This is a genomic window from Streptomyces sp. NPDC047130, from assembly GCF_040643475.1.
GTDB lineage: Bacteria > Actinomycetota > Actinomycetes > Streptomycetales > Streptomycetaceae > Streptomyces.
Genome location: NZ_JBEYUK010000004.1, coordinates 318,929 through 341,236 on the forward strand (window position 1 = coordinate 318,929; position 22,308 = coordinate 341,236).

General features: G+C 73.1%; 17 protein-coding genes and 1 pseudogene. 10 read left to right on the plus strand and 8 right to left on the minus strand.

Annotated features, from left to right (window positions below):
* Window positions 1–84 precede the first annotated feature (84 nt).
* The 5 genes from rbsD to ABZ836_RS08775 are packed head-to-tail and all read right to left on the minus strand — an operon-like array spanning window position 85 to window position 5,942.
* Window positions 85–471, minus strand: coding sequence for a D-ribose pyranase (rbsD, locus tag ABZ836_RS08755; protein WP_356135685.1), 387 nt, complete (start codon window positions 469–471; stop codon window positions 85–87).
* Window positions 468–1,376 carry a ribokinase gene (locus ABZ836_RS08760; protein ID WP_361140759.1) on the minus strand — a complete coding sequence of 303 codons (909 nt, stop codon included), beginning with the start codon at window positions 1,374–1,376 and terminating at the stop codon, window positions 468–470. The genes rbsD and ABZ836_RS08760 overlap by 4 nt, the downstream gene beginning before the upstream one ends.
* A gap of 42 nt (window positions 1,377–1,418) precedes the next feature.
* On the minus strand, window positions 1,419–3,371 hold the full coding sequence (locus ABZ836_RS08765) for a substrate-binding domain-containing protein (RefSeq protein WP_361140761.1): 1,953 nt from the start codon (window positions 3,369–3,371) through the stop codon (window positions 1,419–1,421).
* A complete protein-coding gene (locus tag ABZ836_RS08770; protein ID WP_361140763.1) occupies window positions 3,361–4,911 on the minus strand; it encodes a sugar ABC transporter ATP-binding protein in 1,551 nt (516 codons plus the stop codon). Before ABZ836_RS08770 ends, ABZ836_RS08765 begins: the two co-directional genes overlap by 11 nt.
* Window positions 4,908–5,942, minus strand: coding sequence for a LacI family DNA-binding transcriptional regulator (locus ABZ836_RS08775; protein WP_361140765.1), 1,035 nt, complete (start codon window positions 5,940–5,942; stop codon window positions 4,908–4,910). The genes ABZ836_RS08770 and ABZ836_RS08775 overlap by 4 nt, the downstream gene beginning before the upstream one ends.
* A gap of 337 nt (window positions 5,943–6,279) precedes the next feature.
* Between ABZ836_RS08775 and ABZ836_RS08780 the strand changes: the two are divergent.
* The 3 genes and pseudogenes from ABZ836_RS08780 to ABZ836_RS08790 form a co-directional block, all read left to right on the plus strand.
* A pseudogene (locus tag ABZ836_RS08780) lies at window positions 6,280–6,633 on the plus strand (hypothetical protein); the annotation flags it as partial.
* Window positions 6,634–6,700: 67 nt separating this feature from the next.
* The gene (locus tag ABZ836_RS08785; RefSeq protein WP_361140767.1) at window positions 6,701–8,965 is read left to right on the plus strand and encodes an ATP-dependent RecD-like DNA helicase; all 2,265 of its coding nucleotides are present in this window, start codon (window positions 6,701–6,703) and stop codon (window positions 8,963–8,965) included.
* A 217-nt stretch (window positions 8,966–9,182) separates the two neighbouring features.
* Window positions 9,183–10,475 (plus strand): citrate synthase, encoded by a 1,293-nt coding sequence (locus ABZ836_RS08790; RefSeq protein WP_356135697.1) that lies wholly within the window; start codon window positions 9,183–9,185, stop codon window positions 10,473–10,475.
* Window positions 10,476–11,222: 747 nt separating this feature from the next.
* On the opposite strand, the gene ABZ836_RS08795 is transcribed toward ABZ836_RS08790, so the two are convergent.
* Both ABZ836_RS08795 and ABZ836_RS08800 read right to left on the minus strand, forming a co-directional pair.
* Window positions 11,223–13,523 (minus strand): heavy metal translocating P-type ATPase, encoded by a 2,301-nt coding sequence (locus ABZ836_RS08795; protein ID WP_361140769.1) that lies wholly within the window; start codon window positions 13,521–13,523, stop codon window positions 11,223–11,225.
* Window positions 13,524–13,561: 38 nt separating this feature from the next.
* Complete coding sequence (locus ABZ836_RS08800) at window positions 13,562–13,801, minus strand: heavy-metal-associated domain-containing protein (protein ID WP_356135701.1); 240 nt, start codon at window positions 13,799–13,801, stop codon at window positions 13,562–13,564.
* Between the two features lie 152 nt (window positions 13,802–13,953).
* Here ABZ836_RS08800 and ABZ836_RS08805 point away from each other — a divergent pair, with 152 nt between their 5' ends.
* The 7 genes from ABZ836_RS08805 to ABZ836_RS08835 all read left to right on the plus strand — a co-directional run bounded on the left by ABZ836_RS08805 (window position 13,954) and on the right by ABZ836_RS08835 (window position 21,713).
* Window positions 13,954–15,456, plus strand: coding sequence for a CoA-acylating methylmalonate-semialdehyde dehydrogenase (locus ABZ836_RS08805; RefSeq protein WP_356135703.1), 1,503 nt, complete (start codon window positions 13,954–13,956; stop codon window positions 15,454–15,456).
* A gap of 960 nt (window positions 15,457–16,416) precedes the next feature.
* On the plus strand, window positions 16,417–18,336 hold the full coding sequence (locus ABZ836_RS08810; RefSeq protein WP_361140771.1) for a long-chain fatty acid--CoA ligase: 1,920 nt from the start codon (window positions 16,417–16,419) through the stop codon (window positions 18,334–18,336).
* Window positions 18,337–18,585: 249 nt separating this feature from the next.
* Window positions 18,586–18,837 (plus strand): chaplin, encoded by a 252-nt coding sequence (locus ABZ836_RS08815; RefSeq protein WP_361140773.1) that lies wholly within the window; start codon window positions 18,586–18,588, stop codon window positions 18,835–18,837.
* 101 nt (window positions 18,838–18,938) lie between these two features.
* The gene (locus ABZ836_RS08820; protein WP_361140775.1) at window positions 18,939–19,547 is read left to right on the plus strand and encodes a chaplin family protein; all 609 of its coding nucleotides are present in this window, start codon (window positions 18,939–18,941) and stop codon (window positions 19,545–19,547) included.
* 322 nt (window positions 19,548–19,869) lie between these two features.
* Window positions 19,870–20,139, plus strand: coding sequence for a hypothetical protein (locus tag ABZ836_RS08825; RefSeq protein WP_356135711.1), 270 nt, complete (start codon window positions 19,870–19,872; stop codon window positions 20,137–20,139).
* 142 nt (window positions 20,140–20,281) lie between these two features.
* Window positions 20,282–20,866 (plus strand): tyrosinase family oxidase copper chaperone, encoded by a 585-nt coding sequence (locus ABZ836_RS08830; RefSeq protein WP_361140777.1) that lies wholly within the window; start codon window positions 20,282–20,284, stop codon window positions 20,864–20,866.
* On the plus strand, window positions 20,850–21,713 hold the full coding sequence (locus ABZ836_RS08835; protein ID WP_361140779.1) for a tyrosinase family protein: 864 nt from the start codon (window positions 20,850–20,852) through the stop codon (window positions 21,711–21,713). The genes ABZ836_RS08830 and ABZ836_RS08835 overlap by 17 nt, the downstream gene beginning before the upstream one ends.
* A gap of 178 nt (window positions 21,714–21,891) precedes the next feature.
* Here ABZ836_RS08835 and ABZ836_RS08840 read toward each other — a convergent pair whose 3' ends face one another.
* On the minus strand, window positions 21,892–22,197 hold the full coding sequence (locus ABZ836_RS08840) for a chaplin (protein ID WP_356135719.1): 306 nt from the start codon (window positions 22,195–22,197) through the stop codon (window positions 21,892–21,894).
* Between the last annotated feature and the right edge of the window lie 111 nt (window positions 22,198–22,308).

Here is a 22,308-nt window from a genome sequence, read left to right on the forward strand (position 1 = left end):
GGCCCGGTCCACAGGACCGGGCCCCCTCGACGTTTCTCCGGCGACGGCCGTCCGGCGACGGTCGGCCGTCGCCGGTCGTCCCGGCTAGAAGAACACCCCGCACCGCAGGAGCACGTTGGCGTACGGCGCCGCCTCGCCGGTGCGCACCACCAGCCGCGCACCGGCCGACAGGACCTTCAGCTCCTCGTGGGGGACCGTCCGCAGGCCCGGCAGGCCCGCCAGCAGCGCCGCGGCCGCCGGATTGGCGTCCCGCACCTCGTCCGCCGCGACCGCGCCCTCCACGACCAGTTCCTCGAGCAGCCCGTCCAGCACCTGGGAGAAGGACGGCACCCCGGCCCGGAACGCCAGGTCCACCACCCGCGGGCCCGCCGGGATGGGCATGCCGGCGTCGCAGACCAGCACCTGGTCGGTGTGGCCCAGCTCCGCGAGCGCGCCCGCGAGGTGACGGTTCAGGATCCCGGACCGCTTCACAGCGCCGCGACCTCCTCCGCCGTCGGGTACGAGGCCTGGGCGCCCTCCTTGGTCACGGCGGCCGCGCCGACGCGGGCCGCGTAGCCCGCCGCGGCCGGCAGCGGCTCGCCGAGCCCCAGCCGCCAGGCCAGCGCCGCGGTGAACGCGTCGCCCGCGCCGGTCGTGTCCACGGCGTCCACCCGCACCGACGGCACCCGCACCGGCTCCGCGCCGGCCTCCGCCGTCACCGCGCCCTCGGCGCCCAGGGTGATCACCACCGAGCGCGGGCCCAGCGCCAGCAGCGCGGCGGCCCACTCCTCGGGCGTGTCCCCGAGCGCCGAGGCGCCGGCGATCACCCGCGCCTCGTGCTCGTTGACGATCAGCGGGTCGCAGGCCGCCAGCAACCCGGCGGGAAGCTCCCGCGGCGGCGACGGGTTCAGCACGAACCGGGTCCCCGGCGCCAGCAGGCGGACCACCTCGGTCACCGTCTCCAGCGGCGTCTCCAGCTGGGCCGAGACCACCGGCGCCGACCGCAGCACCCGCTCGGCCGCCGCCCGCGCGTCCTCGGGCGTCAGCCGCCAGTTGGCGCCGGGCGACACCACGATGCTGTTGTCGCCGGACGGGTCCACGGTGATCAGCGCGACGCCGGTGGGCGCCCCGCCGGCCGCCACCGCGGAGGTGTCGACGCCGGCGCCGGACAGCGACTCCAGCAGCAGCCGCCCGTGGGGGTCGTCACCGACCCGCGCCACCAGCGCGGTGCGCGCCCCCAGCCGGGCGGCGGCGACCGCCTGGTTGGCGCCCTTGCCGCCCGGATGGACGGCCAGGTCGGAACCGAGCACCGTCTCGCCCGCGGCGGGCCGCCGCTCGACGCCGATCACCAGATCGGCGTTGGCCGACCCGACGACCACCAGGTCGTAGTCGTGCATGTCGCGTTCCTCGTCTTCCCTCGTCTTCCTCGCCCGGACCTGTCAGCCGCCGAACGATCCGACGTTCTCCTCGGTGACGACCTTCACCGGCACCTTCACCAGGTCCTTGAGGTCCTTGCCCTCGGCCGCCGCCAGCGCGTTGCGCACCGCGATCCTCCCGAGCTCGGTGGGCTGCTGGGCCACCGAGGCGTACAGCGTGCCCGCCTCGACGGCCTTCAGACCGTCCGGCGTGCCGTCGAAGCCGACGACCTGGACCTGCTCGCCCGCCCTGGAGCCGAGCGCCTTGGCGGCGCCCAGCGCCATCTCGTCGTTCTCGGCGAAGACGCCGTCGACGTCCGGGTGCGCCTGCAGCAGGTTGGTCATGACGTCCAGGCCCTTGGTGCGGTCGAAGTCCGCGGGCTGCTTGGCGACCACCTCGATGCCCGGGAACTCCTTCAGGCCCTCGGCGAAGCCCTGGCCGCGCTCACGGCTGGCGGAGGTGCCGGCCTGGCCCTGCAGGATCACGATGCGGCCCTCGCCGCCCAGCTTCTCGCCCAGCGCGCGGGCCGCCATCCGGCCGCCCTCGACGTTGTCGGAGGCCACCAGGGCGTCGATCTCCGCCTTGTTGACGCCGCGGTCCACCGCGACCACCGGGATGTCCGCCTGGTTGGCGGAGCGCACCGACGGGCCGGCCGCGTCCGAGTCGACCGGGTTGACGACGATGGTCGACAGGCCGGAGCTGGTGAAGTTCTGCAGCTGGTTGGCCTGCTGCGAGGCGTCGTTCTGCGCGTCGGTGACGGTCAGGTCGACGCCGAGGCGCTTCGCCTCCTGCTCGGCGCCCTGACGGATCTGCACGAAGAAGGGGTTGTTCAGGGTGGAGAGCGACAGGCCCACCTTCCGCTGGGCCGCCGGGTCGGAGTCCTTGTGCAGGAAGGACATCGAGGCCACCACCGCGATCGCGACCACGGCCGCCAGCAGGTAGGTCAGCGCCTGCTTCCCGCGGTTGCCGCCGCCCGCGGGGGAGGCGCCCGCCGGGGTGGCGCCCGCCTTGCGGCGGACGGTGTCCAGCAGGACGGCGAGCGCGATGACCACGCCGATCACGACCTGCTGCCAGAAGGCCGAGACGGACAGCAGGTTGAGGCCGTTGCGGAGCACCGCCAGGATCAGCGCGCCGATCAGGGTGCCGGAGGCCTTGCCGACGCCGCCGGCCAGCGAGGCGCCGCCGATGACCACCGCGGCGATCGCGTCCAGCTCGTAGCCCTGCGCGGCCTGCGGCTGCGCGGAGGACAGGCGCGAGGCCAGCACGATGCCCGCCGCGGCGGCGAACAGGCCGGAGAGGGCGTAGATCGCCAGCTTCTGCTTCTTGACCTTCAGGCCGGACAGGCGCGCGGCCTCCTCGTTGCCGCCGATGGCGTACATCGAGCGGCCGATGTAGGTCCGGCCCAGGATCAGCGCCGTGATCAGGCCGAGGACGACCATGACCAGGACCGGCACCGGCAGCCAGCCGCCGAGGGTGTCACCGAGGTGGGAGACCGACTCCGGGAAGGCGATCGGGGAGCCCTGCGAGATCACCAGCGACAGACCGCGGGCGATCGACAGCATCGCCAGGGTGGCGATGAACGGCGGCAGCTTCCCGTAGGAGATCAGCACGCCGTTGACGAAACCGCAGGCCAGGCCGGTGGCGACGGCGAGGATCACGGCGATCCAGACCGGCACCCCCTCCGAGGTCGCCATCCACGCCAGCACGGTCGCCGACAGCGCCGCGACCGAGCCGACCGACAGGTCGATGCCCGCCGAGACGATCACGAAGGTCACACCGAACGCCAGGATGGCGGTGACCGCCGCCTGGACGCCCACGTTCAGCAGGTTGTCCGCCGTCAGGAAGTCGCCGGACAGCGCCGACATGGCGACGACCAGCACGATCAGCGCGGTCAGCGCGCCGTTGTCGAGAAGAATGCGGCGCAGGCCGCCGGCGCCACCCGCGCCCGGCTTGCTCTTGAGCGTGTCAGTGGCCACGGGGGGCCTTCCCTTCCTCGTCGCCGGCCTCGTCGCCGGGGGTGTTCGTGGACTGCGTGGTGACGGCCAGCGCCATCACCGCGTCCTGGGTCGCCTCGTCGGCGGGCAGCTCGCCCGCGATCCGGCCCTGGGCCATCACCAGCACCCGGTCGCTCATGCCGAGGACCTCGGGCAGGTCGCTGGAGACCATGAGGACCGCCGCGCCGGCGGCCGTGAGTTCGTTGATCAGCTGGTAGATCTCGACCTTGGCGCCCACGTCGATGCCGCGGGTGGGCTCGTCGAGGATCAGCACCCGGGTGTCGGCGAGCAGCCACTTGCCGATGACGACCTTCTGCTGGTTGCCGCCGGAGAGCGTGCGCACCTGCTGGTCGAGGCCGGCCATCCGGACGCCGAGCTGCTCGGCGATCCGCCCGGCCGCCTGCCGCTGCCCCTTGCGGTCCACCAGGCCCGCCTTCGTCGACGACCGCAGGGTGACCAGGCCGAGGTTCTCCGCCACGGAGGCGTCGAGCACCAGGCCCTGGCCCTTGCGGTCCTCGGGGACCAGGCCGATCCCGGCGTCCAGCGCCGCGTTGACGTCGTGGCGGCGCAGCTCCCGGCCGCCGACCGCGACCGTGCCCGCGTCGTAGTGGTCGGCGCCGAAGACGGCCCGCACGACCTCGGTGCGGCCCGCGCCGACCAGCCCGGCGATGCCGACGACCTCGCCGGCCCGGACCTCGAACGAGACGTCGTGGAAGACGCCGTCCCGGGTCAGCCCCTCGACCCGCAGCAGCGGTTCGCCGGCCGTAGCCCGCTCGCGCGGGTACTGCTGCTCGATGGAGCGGCCCACCATCAGGCGGACCAGCTCGTCCTCCGGGGTGGAGGCCGGCACCTGGCCGACGCTGCGGCCGTCGCGGATGACGGTGACGCGGTCGCCGAGGGCGGCGATCTCCTCCAGGTGGTGGGTGATGAAGACGACGCCCACGCCGTCCTCGCGCAGCCGGCGGACGATCGAGAACAGCTTCTCGACCTCCTCCGATGTGAGCACGGCGGTCGGCTCGTCCATGATCAGCACCCGCGCGTGCAGGCTGAGCGCCTTGGCGATCTCCACCATCTGCAGCCGGGCGATGCCGAGTTCACGCACCCGGGCGCGCGGCGACACCGGCACCCCGACCCGCTCCAGCAGCTCGGCGGCCTCGGCCTCCATCCTCCGGCGGTCGATCATGCCGAACCGGCGGGGCTGGCGGCCCAGGAAGATGTTCTCGGCCACCGTCAGGTCCGGGACCAGGTTGAACTCCTGGTAGATGGTGGCGATGCCGAGCCTCTCGGCGTCCTGCGCGCCGCCGATGGCGACCTCCCGGCCGTCGACCAGGATCCGGCCCTCGTCGGGGCGGTGGGCGCCGGAGAGCGTCTTGATCAGCGTGCTCTTGCCCGCGCCGTTCTCGCCGAGCAGCACATGGACCTCGCCCCGCCGCAGGTCGAAGTCGACGCCGTCGAGCGCCACCACGCCGGGGAAGGCCTTGCGCACTCCTTCGATGCGCAGCAACTCGTCCGTGTCGCTCACGGGTTGCTCCTCTTCTGGGGATGGGTCTCGCCGTCCTCGCCGCAGGAGCGGCGTACGACGAGCCGGGCGGGGAGGGTGACGGACCGGGCGGCCCGCCCCTCGATGCGGTCGACCAGGGCGCGCACGGCGGCGCGGCCGAGTTCGCCGGTCGACTGGGCGATCGCGGTGACCGGGGGATCCGTGTGCACGAACCACGGGATGTCGTCGAACGCCGCCAGCGCGATGTCGTGCGGCACCCGCAGCCCGCGCGCCCGCACGGCGTCCAGGGCGCCGAGCGCCATCAGGTTGTCGGCGGCGAACACGGCCTCGGGCGGCTCGGGCAGGTCCAGGAACCGCTCGGTGGCGCGGCGTCCGCTCTCCGCCTGGAAGTCGCCCTGGCCGATGTAGGCGTCGGGCAGTTCCAGGCCGAAAGCGGCCAGCGCGCCGCGGAACGCCTCGACGCGCTCGCTGCCGGTGGTGGTGGCCGCGGGGCCCGCGATGATCGCGAGCCGGCGGTGGCCGAGGCGGTGGAGGTGGGCGACCAGGTCCCGCACCGCCTCCCGCCCGTCCGACCGGACCACGGGGACGTCCACGTCCTCCGCGCCGGGGATCCAGCGGTCCACGAAGACCACCGGGGTCCCGGCCCGCGCCGTGTCCAGCAGCAGCGGGCCGCCGCCGTCGGTGGGGGAGACCAGCAGGCCGTCGATCCGGCGGTCCAGCAGCGTGCGGATGTGGTGGTCCTGGAGGTCGGGGCGCTCGTCGGCGTTGCCGATGATCACGCTGTAGCCGAGCGCGCGGGCCTCCTCCTCCACGGCGCGCGCGAGCTCGGTGAAGTACGGGTTGAGCACGTCGCTGATGACCAGCCCGAGGGTGCGGGTCTGGTCGGTGCGCAGGGACCGGGCGACGGCGTTGGGCCGGTACCCCAGCTCCTCCACCGCCGCCAGCACCCGGGCACGGGCCTCCTCGCTCACCGAGGGGTGCCGGTTGAGTGCGCGCGACACGGTGGCGACGGAGACGCCGGCGCGTGCGGCGACGTCCTTGATACCGGGCATCCGCGGGTTCCACCTCCTTGTGGAAACGTTTACAGGGGTGATTGGAAACGATTACACGGGCGGCTGGCAAGACCCTGGAACGCTTTGTGACGCAGCTCGCTCATGTGAGCACTGATGATCTTCGGTGGGCGGCGCGTAGCATCGGCCCGTCACGCCGCCTTCCGAGGAGAACGCGATGCCCCGCTCCCGTCCCGGCTCCGGCTCCGCCTCCCGATCCGACCTTGGCTCCGGCTCCCGGTCCGGCTCCCGGTCCGGCTCGCGATCCGGCTCCGGCTCCCGCTTTGGCTCGCGGTCCGGCTCCGGGTCCCGGTCCGGCTCGCGATCCGGCTCCGGGTCCCGGTCCGCGCTCGCCCTCGCCGCGCTCCTCGCGACGGCCGGCGCGGCCCACTTCGCGAAACCGCGCGTCTTCGACGGGATCGTCCCCCGCGCCCTGCCCGGCTCTCCGCGGACCTGGACCCACGCCAGCGGCGTCGTCGAACTCGCCCTGGCGGCGGGCCTCGTGGCCCCGCGCACCCGGCGGCCGGCGGCCCTGGCGGCCGGGGCCTTCTTCGTCGGGGTCCTCCCCGCCAACGTCAAGATGGCCTACGACTGGCGCCACCGCCCGGCCCCGATGAAGGCCGCCGCCTACGGCCGCCTGCCCCTCCAGGTGCCCCTCGTCCTGTGGGCACGGAACGTCGCCCGGAAGAGCTGACCGCCCGCTTCGACGGGGTTTTCCACAGGCCCGCGGCGCTGTCCCCGCGCGGCGGTAACGTCGGACCATGGCAACTCCGCCCGCCCCCAAGCGCGCCGTCCTCGAAGGCGTCCTCGAACGCGTCACCTACGCCAACGAGGAGAACGGCTACACCGTCGCCCGGGTCGACACCGGCCGCGGCTCCGGCCCGGGAGAGCTGCTGACCGTCGTCGGCGCCCTCCTGGGCGCCCAGGTGGGCGAGTCGCTCCGCATGGAGGGCCGCTGGGGCTCCCACCCCCAGTACGGCAAGCAGTTCCACGTGGAGAACTACACGACCGTCCTCCCCGCCACGGTCCAGGGCATCCGCCGCTACCTCGGCTCGGGCCTGGTCAAGGGCATCGGCCCGGTCTTCGCCGACCGCATCACCCGGCACTTCGGCCTGGACACCCTCAAGGTGATCGAGGAGGAGCCGGAGCGCCTGATCGAGGTCCCCGGCCTCGGCCCCAAACGCACGGGGCGGATAGCCGCCGCCTGGGAGGAGCAGAAGGCGATCAAGGAGGTGATGCTCTTCCTGCAGAGCGTCGAGGTCTCCACCTCCATCGCCGTGCGGATCTACAAGAAGTACGGCGACGCCTCCATCTCCGTGGTGAAGAACCAGCCCTACCGCCTGGCCGCCGACGTCTGGGGCATCGGCTTCCTCACCGCGGACAAGATCGCCCGGTCCGTGGGCATACCCCACGACAGCCCGGAGCGGGTCAAGGCCGGCCTCCAGTACGCGCTCTCCCAGTCCGCAGACCAGGGCAACTGCTTCCTGCCCGAGGAGCGCCTGATCGCCGACGCGGTCAAGCTGCTCCAGGTGGACACCGGCCTGGTCATCGAGTGCCTGGCGGAGCTGGCCGGGCCCGGCCCGGACGGCGAGGAGCCGGGCGTGGTCCGCGAGAAGGTCCCGGGCCCGGAGGACGGCACCGCCGCCGGCCTCGTCACCGGCGTCTACCTGGTCCCGTTCCACCGCGCCGAGCAGGCCCTCGCCTCCCGCCTGCTGCGGCTGCTGCGCACCGGGGACGACCGCATGCCGTGGTTCCGCGAGGTCGACTGGGCCAGGGCGCTGGGCTGGCTGCGCACCCGCACCGGCGCGGAGCTGGCGCCGGAGCAGGAGGCGGCGGTCCGGCTGGCGCTGACCGAGAAGGTCGCCGTGCTGACCGGCGGACCGGGCTGCGGCAAGTCGTTCACGGTCCGCTCCATCGTGGAGCTGGCCCGCGCCAAGCAGGCCAAGGTGGTGCTGGCCGCGCCCACCGGCAGGGCCGCCAAGCGGCTCGCCGAGCTCACCGGCGCCGAGGCGTCCACGGTCCACCGGCTGCTGGAGCTCAAGCCCGGCGGGGACGCCGCCTACGACCAGGAGCGCCCGCTCGACGCCGACCTGGTCGTGGTCGACGAGGCCTCCATGCTGGACCTGCTGCTCGCCAACAAGCTGGTGAAGGCCGTCGCCCCCGGCGCCCACCTGCTCTTCGTGGGGGACGTCGACCAGCTGCCCAGCGTCGGCGCCGGCGAGGTCCTGCGGGACCTGCTGGCCGACGGCAGCCCGCTCCCCTCGGTCCGTCTGACCAAGGTGTTCCGCCAGGCCCAGCAGTCCGGGGTGGTCACCAACGCGCACCGGATCAACGCCGGGCAGCACCCGCTCACCGACGGGCTGAAGGACTTCTTCCTCTTCGTCGAGGAGGACACCGAGGCCGCGGGCCGCCTCACCGTCGACGTGGCCGCCCGCCGCATCCCCGCCCGCTTCGGCCTCGACCCCCGCCGTGACGTCCAGGTCCTCGCCCCCATGCACCGCGGTCCGGCGGGCGCGGGGGCGCTCAACGGACTCCTCCAGCAGGCGGTCACCCCCGCCCGCCCGGACCTCGCGGAGAAGCGGTTCGGCGGCCGGGTCTTCCGTGTGGGGGACAAAGTGACGCAGATCCGCAACAATTATGACAAAGGGAAGAACGGTGTCTTCAACGGCACGGTCGGCGTGGTCACCTCGCTCGACCCGGACGAGCAGCGGCTGACGGTGCTCACCGACGAGGACGAGGAGGTGCCCTACGACTTCGACGAGCTCGACGAACTGGCCCACGCCTACGCGGTCACCATCCACCGCTCCCAGGGCAGCGAGTACCCGGCGGTGGTGATCCCGGTGACCACCGGCGCCTGGATGATGCTCCAGCGGAACCTGCTCTACACGGCGGTGACCCGGGCCAAGAGGCTCGTCGTCCTCGTTGGCTCCCGCAAAGCCCTCGGTCAGGCGGTGCGCACGGTCTCGGCCGGGCGGCGCTGCACGGCGCTGGATTTCCGGCTCTCGGGACCCCGGCCGGCGGTGTGAGGGCTCGGTTCGATAAAAATGATCGATCAAATGGGTCGCAAAGGTCACAGTGGCCTTCCGCAACTCGCCCGGGACGGGCAGGATGAACAGGTTGACGGCACTGAGTGCCGCCAGTGGGCCCGATGGTCGACCCCGAGTGCACTCTCCAGAGCCAGTTGGGGGAAGGTAGAGGCGTCAGGGCACCTCGAAGATGAGGACTAGGTCGGTGAGGGAAGACGTGAGCGACAACTCTGTAGTACTGCGGTACGGCGACGGCGAGTACACCTACCCGGTGGTCGACAGCACCGTCGGTGACAAGGGCTTCGACATCGCGAAGCTCCGGGCTCAGACCGGTCTGGTGACCCTGGACAGCGGATACGGCAACACCGCCGCGTACAAATCCGCCATCACCTATCTCGACGGTGAGCAGGGCATCCTGCGGTACCGCGGGTACCCGATCGAGCAGCTGGCCGAGCGGTCCACCTTCCTGGAGGTCGCCTACCTGCTGATCAACGGCGAGCTCCCCACGGTGGACGAGCTCACCGTGTTCAAGAACGAGATCACGCAGCACACCCTGCTGCACGAGGACGTCAAGAACTTCTTCCGCGGCTTCCCGCGGGACGCCCACCCGATGGCGATGCTGTCCTCGGTGGTCTCCGCGCTGTCCAGCTTCTACCAGGACAGCCACAACCCGTTCGACGAGAAGCAGCGGCACCTCTCCACGATCCGCCTGCTCGCCAAGCTCCCGACGATCGCGGCCCACGCGTACAAGAAGTCGGTCGGCCACCCGTTCGTCTACCCGCGCAACGACCTCGGCTACGTCGAGAACTTCCTGCGCATGACGTTCTCGGTGCCCGCCGAGGAGTACGAGCTGGACCCGATCGTGGTCTCGGCCCTCGACAAGCTGCTGATCCTGCACGCGGACCACGAGCAGAACTGCTCCACGTCCACGGTCCGCCTGGTCGGCTCCTCGCAGGCCAACATGTTCGCGTCCATCTCGGCCGGCATCAGCGCCCTGTGGGGCCCGCTGCACGGTGGCGCCAACCAGTCGGTGCTGGAGATGCTCGAGGGCATCCAGGCCAACGGCGGCGACGTCGACGCCTTCATCCGCAAGGTGAAGAACAAGGAGGACGGCGTCCGCCTGATGGGCTTCGGCCACCGGGTGTACAAGTCCTTCGACCCGCGCGCCAAGATCATCAAGGCCGCGGCGCACGACGTGCTCTCCGCCCTCGGCAAGTCCGACGAGCTGCTGGACATCGCGCTGAAGCTCGAGGAGCACGCGCTCTCCGACGACTACTTCGTCTCCCGCAACCTGTACCCGAACGTGGACTTCTACACGGGTCTGATCTACCGGGCGATGGGCTTCCCGACCGAGATGTTCACCGTGCTCTTCGCGCTGGGCCGCCTGCCGGGCTGGATCGCGCAGTGGCACGAGATGATCAAGGAGCCGGGTTCCCGCATCGGCCGGCCGCGCCAGATCTACACGGGCATCGTCGAGCGCGACTTCGTCCCCGTGGAGGAGCGCGGCTGACCCCGGTCACCCCCGCACCTCGCACAGGAGCCGCCCCGGCCTCGCCGGGGCGGCTCCGCCGCGTTCGGGGTGCGGTGCGGCGGGCGTGGCCCGCCGCGTCGGACGCCGTGGTCGCCTGTGGCACGGAGTGCCGGTGGCCCGGCGGGGAAAGACGAAGGGCGCCCTGCCGCCGGTCCCCCCACGGGCCGACGTACAGGGCGCCCTTCTGTGCCCCGGAGCGGATTCCCCCCACGGGATCCGGGCCCGGGCGTCCATGGGCAGCGCCTGAATCGCTGCGTGCGCCGCCGGTGGCGGCGATGCGGTGTGCGGTCTGCCGGGACCCGCACCGTCGGGGGGGCCGCTCAAAGCTCCCCGGTTGCGCGTGCCCCGGCAACGCAGCTCCGGAGCCGTCCCCCAAGACGACCCCGCAGTTACCGGCAACACCCCCCAAGATGCTCCCGGTAACCGCCAACTTAGACCCTTGACTGCCGCCAAGGGTTACGTTGACTGCACTGTGATCTGCATCTCGTGCGGCTTCCTCGCCACGACGCACGACCGGCGTCGGGCCGGGCGGTGCCGATTGAAGATGTCGCGTGAGACTTGTGAAGAGCTTATGTGAGGAACCGGCGGCAGATCCAGAGGACGACGGATTTGCCACAAGGCGTTTTCCAAGGCGTTTTCCGGCCACGCGGGAGGGCCGTCGGGTCCGGGCGGGCTGCCCGGACCCGACGGCCCTCCCGTAGACGGTTCCGCGTCCTCCCCGACGGGTCAGCGGAAGGCCCGCAGCCGCAGGCTGTTGGTGACCACGAAGACCGAGGAGAAGGCCATCGCGCCGCCCGCGATCACCGGGTTCAGCAGCCCGGCCGCCGCCAGCGGCAGCGCCGCCACGTTGTACCCGAAGGCCCAGAACAGGTTGCCCTTGATGGTGGCCAGGGTCCGGCGGGAGAGCCGGATCGCGTCCGCCGCCACCCTCAGGTCGCCCCGCACCAGCGTCAGGTCGCCCGCCTCGATCGCCGCGTCCGTCCCGGTGCCCATCGCCAGGCCCAGGTCCGCCGCGGCCAGCGCCGCCGCGTCGTTGACGCCGTCGCCCACCATGGCCACCGTGCGGCCCTCGGACTGCAGCCGGCGCACCGCCGCGACCTTGTCCTCGGGCAGCACCTCCGCGATCACGTCGGCCTCGTCCTCGATGCCCACCGCGCGGGCCACCGAGGCGGCCGCCCGCCGGTTGTCCCCGGTCAGCAGCACCGGCCGCAGCCCCAGGCGGCGCAGTTCGGCCACCGCCTCGGCGCTGGTCGGCTTCACGGTGTCGGCCACCGCCAGCACCCCGCGCGGGGCGCCGTCCCAGGAGACCACCACCGCGGTGCGCCCGGCGTCCTCCGCCGCGTCCTTGGCCCGTGCCAGCGCCGGCGGCAGCTCCACCGCCGGACCGTCCGCCGTGAGCCGTCCGACGCTCACCTCGTGACCCTCCACGTGACCGCGCACGCCCCGGCCGGGCAGGTTGACGAAGTCCTCCACGGCGGGCAGGGCGCCCACCCGCTCCTCGGCCCCCGCGGCGATCGCCCGGGCCACCGGGTGCTCGGACGCGTGCTCCACCGCGCCCGCCAGGCGCAGCAGCAGCCGCTCCTCGACGTCCTCGGCGGCGTGCGCCTCGTGCAGCGTCATCGAGCCGGTGGTGACCGTGCCGGTCTTGTCCAGGACCACGGTGTCCACCCGGCGGGTCGACTCCAGGACCTCCGGGCCCTTGATCAGGATCCCCATCTGGGCGCCCCGCCCGGTGCCCACCATCAGCGCCGTCGGCGTGGCCAGGCCCAGCGCGCAGGGGCAGGCGATGATCAGCACCGCCACCGCGGCGGTGAACGCGGCCGTGACGTCGCCGTCCAGCAGCAGCCAGGCGGTCAGCGTGCCCAGGGCGATCAGCAGCACCACCGGCACGAAGACGCCCGATATCCGGTCGGCCAGCCGCTGCACCTCCGCCTTGCCGCTCTGCGCCTCCTCGACCAGCTTCGCCATCCGGGCCAGCCGGGTGTCCGACCCGACCCGGGTGGCCTCGACGACCAGCCGACCGCCCGCGTTGACGGTGGCACCGGTGACCGGGTCGCCCACCGAGACGTCCACCGGCGCGGACTCGCCGGTCAGCAGCGAGGCGTCGACGGCGGAGGAACCCTCCACCACCACGCCGTCGGTGGCCACCTTCTCGCCCGGCCGCACCACGAACCGGTCACCGGGCGCGAGCGCGTCGACCGGGATCCGCACCTCGCGGCCGTCCCGGAGCACCGCGACGTCCTTGGCGCCCAGCTCCATCAGGGCCCGCAGGGCGGCCCCGGCGCGCCGCTTGGACCGGGCCTCCAGCCAGCGGCCCAGCAGGATCAGCGCCGTGACCCCGGCGGCCACCTCGAGGTAGAGGGTGCCCGAGGCCTCGCCGCGGGAGACGGTCAGGGTGAACTCGTGACGCATCCCGGGCATCCCGGCGTCACCGAGGAACAGGGCCCAGAGCGACCAGCCGAAGGCGGCCAGGGTGCCCAGCGAGACCAGTGTGTCCATGGTGGCCGCGCCGTGCCTGGCGTTGGTCCAGGCGGCACGGTGGAACGGCAGGGCGCCCCACACCACGACCGGGGCGGCCAGGGTGAGGGACAGCCACTGCCAGTTGTCGAACTGCAGGGCGGGGACCATCGCCAGCAGGACGACGGGCAGCCCCAGGACCGCGGAGACCGTGAACCGGGTCCGCAGCGCCGTCACCTCGGGGTCGTCGTCCTGGACGGCGTCCTCCCCGGTGGCGGCCGGCCGGACGGTCTCCGCGGGCGCGGGCGGCGGAGGGGGCTCGGCGGTGTACCCGGTCCTCACCACGGTGGCGACCAGGTCCTCGACCGATACCCCCTCGGGGTAGGAGACCCGCGCCTTCTCGGTGGCGTAGTTGACCGTCGCCTCGACGCCGTCCATCCGGTTGAGTTTCTTCTCGATCCGGGCGGCGCACGAGGCGCAGGTCATGCCGCCGATCAGCAGCTCGACCTCGGCGCGCGGCGCGTCCGCGGCCGGATCCGCCGTCCCGGTCGTGGTGACGGTGCTGGACATTCGGGCCTCCAGGTGGGTGACGGGGGGTTTCGCGGGGGTCAGGCGAGGCCGGCGTACTCGAACCCGGCCTCGTCGACGGCGGCGCGGACGGCGTCCTCCTCCAGCGGGGCGGCCGAGACCACGGTGACCTCCCCGGCCGAGGCGACGGCCTTCACCGACTGCACGCCCGGGATCTGGGAGATCTCGCCCGAGACGGAGCCCTCGCAGTGGCCGCAGCTCATGCCGGTCACCTTGTAGACGGTGGTGACGGCGCCCTGGGTGTCGGTCGACTGGGTCATGTCGTTACTCCTGATCGAAGAGATGGACCGGTTGTCCACCGGTACCCAGACTATACCCCCTGGGGGTATGTATCCAAGAAGCCTCCGTCGACAGGGCGTGTCCGGGCTGCTGGACTGGTCGGGCAACCGGTCGACCGCGAAGGAGTCCAGGCATGACCAAGACCCTCCCTCACTGGATCGGCGGCAAGGCCGTCGAGGGCGCCTCGGGGGCCTACGGCCCGGTCACCGACCCCGCCACCGGCGCCGTCACCACGCGGGTCCCCCTCGCCACGGTGCAGGAGGTGGACGCCGCCGTGGCCGCCGCCCGGGAGGCGTTCACCACCTGGGGCCGTTCCTCACTGGCCACCCGCACCACCGTCCTCTTCGCGTTCCGCGCCCTGGTCGACGCCCACCGCGAGGAGCTCGCCCGGCTGATCACCGCCGAGCACGGCAAGGTCCACTCCGACGCCCTCGGCGAGGTCGCCCGCGGCCTGGAGATCATCGACCTGGCCTGCGGCATCCCCGTCCAGCTCAAGGGCGAGCTGTCCACCGAGGTGGCGAGCCGGGTGGACGTGGCCGCGATCCGGCAACCGCTGGGCGTGGTGGCCGGCATCACACCGTTCAACTTCCCCGCCATGGTGCCGATGTGGATGTTCCCCATCGCCATCGCCTGCGGGAACACCTTCGTCCTCAAGCCGTCCGAGAAGGATCCCTCGGCCTCCGTCCGGATCGCCGAGCTCCTCGCCGAGGCGGGCCTCCCGGACGGCGTCCTCAACGTCGTCCACGGCGACGGGACCGCCGTGGACCGCCTGCTCGAGCACCCGGACGTGCAGGCCGTCTCCTTCGTCGGCTCCACCCCCGTCGCCCGGCACATCCACACCACCGCCTCCGCCCACGGCAAGCGCGTCCAGGCCCTCGGCGGCGCCAAGAACCACATGCTGGTGCTGCCCGACGCCGACCTGGACGCCGCCGCCGACGCCGCGGTCTCCGCCGCGTACGGCTCGGCGGGGGAACGGTGCATGGCGATCTCCGCGGTGGTCGCGGTCGGCGGCACCGGCGACGAGCTGGTGCGGCGCATCCGCGAGCGGGCCGAGAAGGTCGTGATCGGCCCCGGCCACGACCCGGTCTCCGAGATGGGCCCGCTCATCACCCGCGCCCACCGCGACAAGGTCGCCTCCTACGTCCGGGGCGCCGCCGCGCAGGGCGCCGAGGTCGTCCTGGACGGCACCGGCTTCACCGTCGAGGGCTACGAGGACGGCCACTGGCTCGGCATCTCGCTGCTCGACCGGGTCCCGGTCACCGCCGACGCCTACCGCGACGAGATCTTCGGCCCCGTGCTCTGCGTGCTGCGCGCCGACACCTACGAGGAGGGCCTGGCCCTGATCAACGCCTCGCCCTTCGGCAACGGCACGGCGATCTTCACGCGGGACGGCGGTGCCGCCCGGCGCTTCCAGCTCGAGGTCCAGGCAGGCATGGTCGGGGTCAACGTCCCCATCCCGGTGCCGGTCGGCTACCACTCGTTCGGCGGCTGGAAGGACTCCCTCTTCGGCGGCCACCACGTCTACGGCAACGACGGCACGCACTTCTACACCCGCGGCAAGGTCGTCACCACCCGCTGGCCCGACCCCGCCGACACCCCCACCGGCGTCAACCTCGGCTTCCCCCACCACCACTGACCCCACCCGGGCCCCGACGGGCCCTGACCGGCCCCGTACGGCCACCGGACCGCCGCCCCGCGCAGCAGACCGGGTTCGCACCGATGCGGGCCTCCATGCCGCCACCCCGCACTGGGCGAGGGCTTGGGCGAGGGCGTGGGGGAGGGCGGGCGCAGTCCGGCGCGTACGCACCCCGCGGCTCGCTCGACCGGGCTTCGGTCCCTCCGGGAAGGGGGCGGGTCGGGGGGGCAGTGCTGTCCACCGGGCGCTGCCTCGCGCCGCGATGCGCTGCGGCACCGTGCGCACGGTGCCGTCGGCCGGCCCGTGGTGGTGCGAGCCGCTCGCCACGGAGGGCGCCGCCCCCGCGGCGAGCCGTCGGAGCCCGGCCACGGCCGCGATGGCAGGCGTCGCCGACAGCCTCAGCCGCCCGCAGGGCCCTCGCGGCACACAGGGGTCACCCCCGCGGCAGCGAAGGCGGCGTCAGCCCGCGAGAGCCGTCGCGGTGGGAAGCGGGAGCGCCGCCTCGGTCTCCACCCCACCCGCCGGCAGATCCGCCGTGACCCCCGGCACCTCCACGGGCGCGGACCCCCCGGAAACCGCCCCCGCGACATACGTGACCGCGAGCGCCGCCACCGTGCACCCCACCCACGCCACGGCGTACCGCAGCTTCATGCGCCCCACCTCACGCCGACGTCGGACCGACCGTACCGCCGGGGCCCGCCCGCACCCGGCTCGCTGCCCCGACTCTAGTCCCCGGCACCGACATCCCCGAGTCGGTTTCCCGCCGCCTTCCCCCGTCCTCCCCCTCCGCCCCCCGGCCTCCACCCCGGCTCCGTCCCCGCTCCGCCCCCGCCCCAGGACCGTTCGAGCCCCGCCCCGCGACCGCCTCCGCCACCCCTTCACGTCAGACCCGTTGACTCTTCTTTACGCGCGAGTAAGTTAGCGTTCCGACACCCCCTGACCGCCGGACCAGGAGCGCACATGGGCGTACGCAAGGAGATGAAGCGGGCACGGCGGAGCATGGGCGGCCACTCCGCGGCCGTCGAGATCGTCCGCGACGAGCACGGCGTCGTGCGCGAGGCCCGAACCCCCGCACTGGCCACGCCGCCCACTCGCGGCAGCATCGCGGACCTGCCGTTCACCAACGCCGCCGAGGCGCCGGACGCCGTGGTGCTGCGCCGCCGCGGCGAGGGCGGGGTGTGGACGCCGGTGACGGCGGAGGAGTTCGCCCGCCAGGTGACCGCCGTGGCCAAGGGCCTGATCGCCGCCGGCCTCGAACCCGGCGGCGGCGTCGCCGTGATGTCCCGGACCCGCTACGAGTGGACGCTGCTCGACTTCGCGATCTGGGCGGCCGGCGGCAGAACCGTCCCCGTGTACCCGACCTCCTCGCCCGAGCAGGTCGAGTGGATCCTGGCCGACTCCGGCGCCCGCCTCGCCGTCGTGGAGACCGCCGAACTCGCCGCCGCCGTGCGGCAGGGCAACCACCCCGAACCCGTGCGGCTGTGGGAGCTCGACGGCGGAGGCGTCGCCGAACTCACCGCGCTGGGGCGGGAGACGCCCGACTCCGCGGTGGCCGAACGCCGCGCCGCGCTCGGCCCGGACAGCATCGCGACCCTCTGCTACACCTCGGGCACCACCGGCCGCCCCAAGGGCTGCGTGCTGACCCACGGCAACCTGCACGCCGAGGCCGCCAACACCGTCGAGCTGCTCCACCCGGTGTTCAAGGCGGCCACCGGTCAGGCGGCCTCCACGCTGCTCTTCCTCCCGCTGGCGCACATCCTGGGCCGGACCATCCAGATCGCCTGCCAGATGGCCCGGATCGAGCTGGGGCACTGCCCCAGCATCAAGCCCGACGAACTCCGCCCGCTGTTCCGGGAGTTCGGCCCCACCTTCCTGGTCGGCGTGCCGTACCTGTTCGAGAAGATCCGCGACACCGGCCGGGCCACCGCGGAGAAGATCGGCCGCGGCGCCTCGTTCGACCGCGCCGAGCGCCTCGGCGTCCGCTTCGCCGAGGCCCACCTGCGCCGCTTCCTGGGCCGGGGCGACGGTCCCGGCCCCGGCCTGCGGGCCGGCTGGGCGCTGTACGACCTGCTGGTCTACCGCCGCATCCGCAAGGAGCTCGGCGGCCGCCTGCGGTACGCCATCAGCGGCGGATCGCCGCTCGACCGCGAGCTCAACCTCTTCTTCTACGCGGCCGGCGTCCTCATCTACGAGGGGTACGGCCTCACCGAGACCACCGCCGCGGCCACCGTGGTCCCGCCGCTGGAACCGCGTCCGGGCACGGTCGGCCGCCCGGTCCCCGGCACCGCCGTCCGGATCGCCGAGGACGGCGAGGTGCTGGTCAAGGGCGGCATCGTCTTCGGCGCCTACTGGAACAACCAGGAGGCCACCGACGCCGTGCTGCGCGACGGGTGGTTCGCCACCGGGGACCTCGGCGCCCTGGACGAGGGCGGCTACCTCACCATCACCGGCCGCAAGAAGGACCTGATCGTCACCTCCGGCGGCAAGAACGTCGCCCCGGCGGTGCTCGAGGACCGCATGCGCAGCCGGCCGCCGATCGGCCAGTGCATGGTGGTCGGCGACAACCGCCCGTTCGTCGGCGCGCTGATCACGCTGGACCCGGAGGCCGTCGCCCACTGGCTCTCCGTGCGGGGCAGGCCGGCCGACACCCCCATGTCGGAGGTGGTCCGCGACGAGCGGATCAGGGCCGAGGTCCAGAAGGCCGTGGACCACGCCAACCAGGCGGTCTCCCGCGCGGAGTCGGTCCGCTCGTTCGTCCTCGTCGAGGGGGAGTGGACCGAGGACAACGGGCTGCTCACCCCGTCCCTCAAGGTCAAGCGGCACGCGGTGGCGGAGGCGTACAAGGAGCAGATCGAGGAGCTGTACCGGAAGACGCCCTGATCGTCTGCCCGACGCATGTGCCCGACGCGTCTTCCCGACGCATCGCTCCGAGGGATCTCCTGAGGCACCCGCCTGCCGCAACTCCCCGCTTTCCTGGATGACTTGTCACACTACAGTGGGCATTCGGGTGAATTCCGGGATGGTGCGTTCTGCGGAGTTTCCTCCCGGCCATCGCCTCGTTCTACTTCTCGGCAGGTCATGGTGCGAGCCGTTCCAGTGAGCTCGCTCGGTTCCGGCCGACACAGGGGCATGACCGTTGAGAAGGGAAACTTCATGAAGAAGAGCGTTGCTGTCGTCGCGGGCGCCCTGATGGCGGCTTCCATCGCCGCTCCGGCTTTCGCCGACGCCGAGGCCGAGGGGCAGGCTGTCGGTTCCCCGGGTGTGGTCTCCGGCAACGTCATCCAGGTTCCGGTCCAGCTCGCGGTGAACCTGTGCGGTAACACGATCAACGTCATCGGGATCCTCAACCCGGCCTTCGGCAACGTCTGCGTCATCGACTGACGTACCGGGCCACTCGGTTGCACCCGGGCCGGCTCCGGCATGCCCACGGGGCGTGCCGGAGCCGGCCTTCTCCTATTCTTCGAGCAGGAAGATCATCAGCAGTGCGACAGTCTCTGAGCAGGGGCGCGGCCATGGCCGCGGCCGCTACCGGCCTCCTCGCCGCATACGGCGCACCAGCGTTCGCAGACTCCGAGGCGGAGGCGCAGGCCGCCGGTTCCCCCGGTGTCCTGTCCGGCAATGCGATCCAGGTGCCGATCAGCGTGCCGGTGAACGTCTGCGGCAACTCGATCAACGTCATCGGTCTCCTCAACCCCGCGGTCGGCAACACCTGCCTGACCAACACCGAGGTCGAGGACGAGGACCACGAAGGTCCCGGCAAGCCGGGTGGCGGTGACCCGCACAACCCGCACAACCCCGGCAACCCGCCCGGCTACGGCCACGAGGAGCCGGGCCACAACCCGCCGGGCCACAACCCGCCGGGCGACAACAACGACAAGCCTCCGGCCCCCGGCCAGGAGAACCCGCCGACCGACCAGGAGCAGCCGCCGGCCGGCGACCGCTCGGTGCCGCCCGCCCCGGTGCCCCACGGTGGCGAGGGCCCGCAGCTGGCCGAGACCGGTGCCGCGGGCACCGCGGCCGCGGCCGCGGCGGCCGCCGCGCTCATCGGCGCCGGTGCCCTCCTCTACCGCCGTGGACGCGTCGCCGCCTGACCGCGCCACGGCACCTCGGGCGCCGGGCACCCCAGGTGCGCGGCGTCCACCGACAGCCCCGGCATCACGTACCGGCCCTGGTCCGGCGGGTTGCCCGGGGTGGGCCGTCCTTCCGTCGTTTCCCGCGGAAGGGCGGCCCGCCCTCGTTCCGGGCACGGTGGCCGGACCGTTCCGGACCGTTCCGGGCCTTCCGGGTGCGCGGTTTCGGCCGGAAGCGGTGCGACGGGGTTTCCCCGAAGGGGGTGGCTCGTTGGGCACGGAGAGTCGAAAGCCCGTCGTGGCGGTGCGCGTCGCCGTGCCGCCGCGGCATGAAAGGAACACGATGAAGTCTCTGAAGGCAGCCGCCGTCCTCGTCGGTTCGCTGGCCGCCGCGGCCGGTGTCTCCGGGACCGCCTCCGCCGCCGAGGCGCCCGCCTCCCCGCTGGGGACGGTCACCGAGCTGGCCGGTCCGCTGATGCCGATCCAGCACCAGAGCGGTGAGACGCTCCTCAACACCGAGGCCGAGGGCTCCCCGCTCAACGCCGTGAACGGCATGACGGAGCAGCTCAACCAGGGCGGCGGCGGACTGCTCGGCGGCCTCCCCCTCGGCTGACGCGCCGGGAGCACCGCCGGCCGGGCCGGATTCCGCCGCGACGGCGGGACCGGCCCGCGCCTGTCCGCCCCACCGGCCGCCCCCCACACAGCCCTCGGCCGGGGCATGCAGCACGTCACCCACCCCGGACTGGAGAACCACGATGTCCGTCCCGAGGAACCGGCGGGGCGCGCTGCGCGTTCTGCTGGCGACGGCGTTCACCGCCGTGACCGCCCCGGTGGTCGCCGCGGCGGCCTCGCGATCCCGGCCGCTGCCCGCCACCGACGCGCAGGACCCGCGGGCGCCCCGGCGCCCTCACCGGCACGAGACGCACGCGGCGCACGAGGCGCACGGAGCGCCCCGCGCACAGGGGTCACGCGTCGCCGAGGCCCTGTTCGACGAGGTCTACCGCGGCCGCCGGATCCGCGGATTCCGCAGCCACGCCCGGTCCGCCCTCGCCGAGGGGGCCCTGGAATGGCACGTCACCGTGGACGACCAGCCGCTGCACCTGATGCGGCGCGCCGACGGCTCCTACCTGAGCATGATCGACCACTACGGGTCCTACCCGACCCCCCGGGCGGCCGCCCGGGCCGCCGTGGACCAACTCCTGCCCGGAGAGCGGCTCACCGGCCTGTCCCACGGCGCTCCGGCAGCGGGCGCTCCGGGAGCTGGCGCCGGGGGAGCGGGCGCTCCCGGCGGGGGCGCTCCGGGAACGGGGAGGGGCGCGAGCCATGGCGTACACCCGTAAGGACGTCAGCCGCCTGACCGACGGAGAGCGCCGCCGGTTCGTCGGCGCCGTCCTGGAACTCAAACGCCGCGGCGAGTACGACGAGTTCGTCCTGACGCACATCGAACACTTCGCCCCCGACGGGGAGAGCGGTCTGCGCGCCGCGCACATGACGCCCTCGTTCCTGCCCTGGCACCGGCTCTTCCTGCTGCGGTTCGAGGAGGCGCTGCAGCGGATCGACCCCGCGGTGACGCTGCCCTACTGGGACTGGACGAAGAACCGCGGCGCCACCGGGACGCCGTGGACCGAGGGCCTGCTCGGCGGCAACGGCCGGCGCTCCGACCGCCAGGTGACCACCGGGCCGTTCGCCCGGCGCGAGGGCTGGATCCTCGAGGTGAACGTCACCGACACCGACTACCTCACCCGCGACCTGGGCCGGTCCCACGACCCGATCACCCTGCCCACCGCCCGGGACGTCGCCTGGGCGATGGAGGACCCGGTGTACGACACGGCGCCCTGGGACTCCACCTCGCCACGCGGTTTCCGGAACCGGATCGAAGGCTGGGGCCGCGGCGCGGGTCAGGCATCCTGGCGCAACCACAACCGGGTGCACCGCTGGATCGGCGGCACCATGCTGGGCGCCGCGTCCGTCAACGACCCGGCGTTCTGGCTCCACCACGCCTACGTCGACCTGCTGTGGACCCGCTGGCAGCGGCGGCACCGCGGCGCCCGCTACCTGCCGGCACGCCCCCCGGAGCCGCGCGACAGCCAGTACGGCCGCATCGTCGCCCGAGGCGAACCGCTGCCGCCGTGGAACTCCACCCCGGCCGACGTCGAGGACGTCGCCGAGATCTACGTCTACGCCTGAGGGGCCACGCCGCCGCCTGACGCCGGCACCCCCTCGGCGCCGTCGCCCCGGTCCCCGCCACCCGGCGGGGGCGCGGGGCGTTTGACGTGCCGTCACCTGCGCCCGGACACGCGGGAGGGCCCCGGCGGGGAAACCGCCGAGGCCCTCGTCGCAATACCGCAAGAGCGGAACGCCAGGCTCAGTGGCCGTAGCCGTGGCCCTTGTTGTGGCCCTTGTTGTGGCCCTTGTCGTCCTTCTCGAACTCGCTGTCGATGGCGCAGACGTTGCCCGCGGCCGGGTTCAGCAGGCCGATGATGTCGATGGTGTTGCCGCAGAGGTTGATCGGAACCTGGATCGGAACCTGGATCACGTTGCCGGAGATGACACCCGGCGAACCAACGGCCTGGCCCTCCGCCTCGGCGTCCGCCAGCGCCATGCCGGCGCCGCCCAGAACCACGGCACCCGTGCCGAACGCGACAACGGCAGCCTTCGCGATGCGAGACATCACGTACTCCTTCTTACTCGGTGAGGGCGACAGCAGGTCAACGCCGCCGCACTCCCCCTTCAACGCGCCTCTGTCGTCCTGGTAACGGCATGGTTCGAGGCAATCACCCGT

What these genes read in the sequence shown, in the direction of transcription:
- ABZ836_RS08760 (WP_361140759.1), bottom strand. Translation starts at nt 1,376, where the DNA reads ATGCACGACTACGACCTGGTGGTCGTCGGGTCGGCCAACGCCGATCTG.
- ABZ836_RS08775 (WP_361140765.1), bottom strand. Translation starts at nt 5,942, where the DNA reads ATGCCCGGTATCAAGGACGTCGCCGCACGCGCCGGCGTCTCCGTCGCC.
- ABZ836_RS08785 (WP_361140767.1), top strand. Translation starts at nt 6,701, where the DNA reads ATGGCAACTCCGCCCGCCCCCAAGCGCGCCGTCCTCGAAGGCGTCCTC.
- ABZ836_RS08795 (WP_361140769.1), bottom strand. Translation starts at nt 13,523, where the DNA reads ATGTCCAGCACCGTCACCACGACCGGGACGGCGGATCCGGCCGCGGAC.
- ABZ836_RS08800 (WP_356135701.1), bottom strand. Translation starts at nt 13,801, where the DNA reads ATGACCCAGTCGACCGACACCCAGGGCGCCGTCACCACCGTCTACAAG.
- ABZ836_RS08805 (WP_356135703.1), top strand. Translation starts at nt 13,954, where the DNA reads ATGACCAAGACCCTCCCTCACTGGATCGGCGGCAAGGCCGTCGAGGGC.
- ABZ836_RS08810 (WP_361140771.1), top strand. Translation starts at nt 16,417, where the DNA reads ATGGGCGTACGCAAGGAGATGAAGCGGGCACGGCGGAGCATGGGCGGC.
- ABZ836_RS08815 (WP_361140773.1), top strand. Translation starts at nt 18,586, where the DNA reads ATGACCGTTGAGAAGGGAAACTTCATGAAGAAGAGCGTTGCTGTCGTC.
- ABZ836_RS08825 (WP_356135711.1), top strand. Translation starts at nt 19,870, where the DNA reads ATGAAGTCTCTGAAGGCAGCCGCCGTCCTCGTCGGTTCGCTGGCCGCC.
- ABZ836_RS08830 (WP_361140777.1), top strand. Translation starts at nt 20,282, where the DNA reads ATGTCCGTCCCGAGGAACCGGCGGGGCGCGCTGCGCGTTCTGCTGGCG.
- ABZ836_RS08835 (WP_361140779.1), top strand. Translation starts at nt 20,850, where the DNA reads ATGGCGTACACCCGTAAGGACGTCAGCCGCCTGACCGACGGAGAGCGC.
- ABZ836_RS08840 (WP_356135719.1), bottom strand. Translation starts at nt 22,197, where the DNA reads ATGTCTCGCATCGCGAAGGCTGCCGTTGTCGCGTTCGGCACGGGTGCC.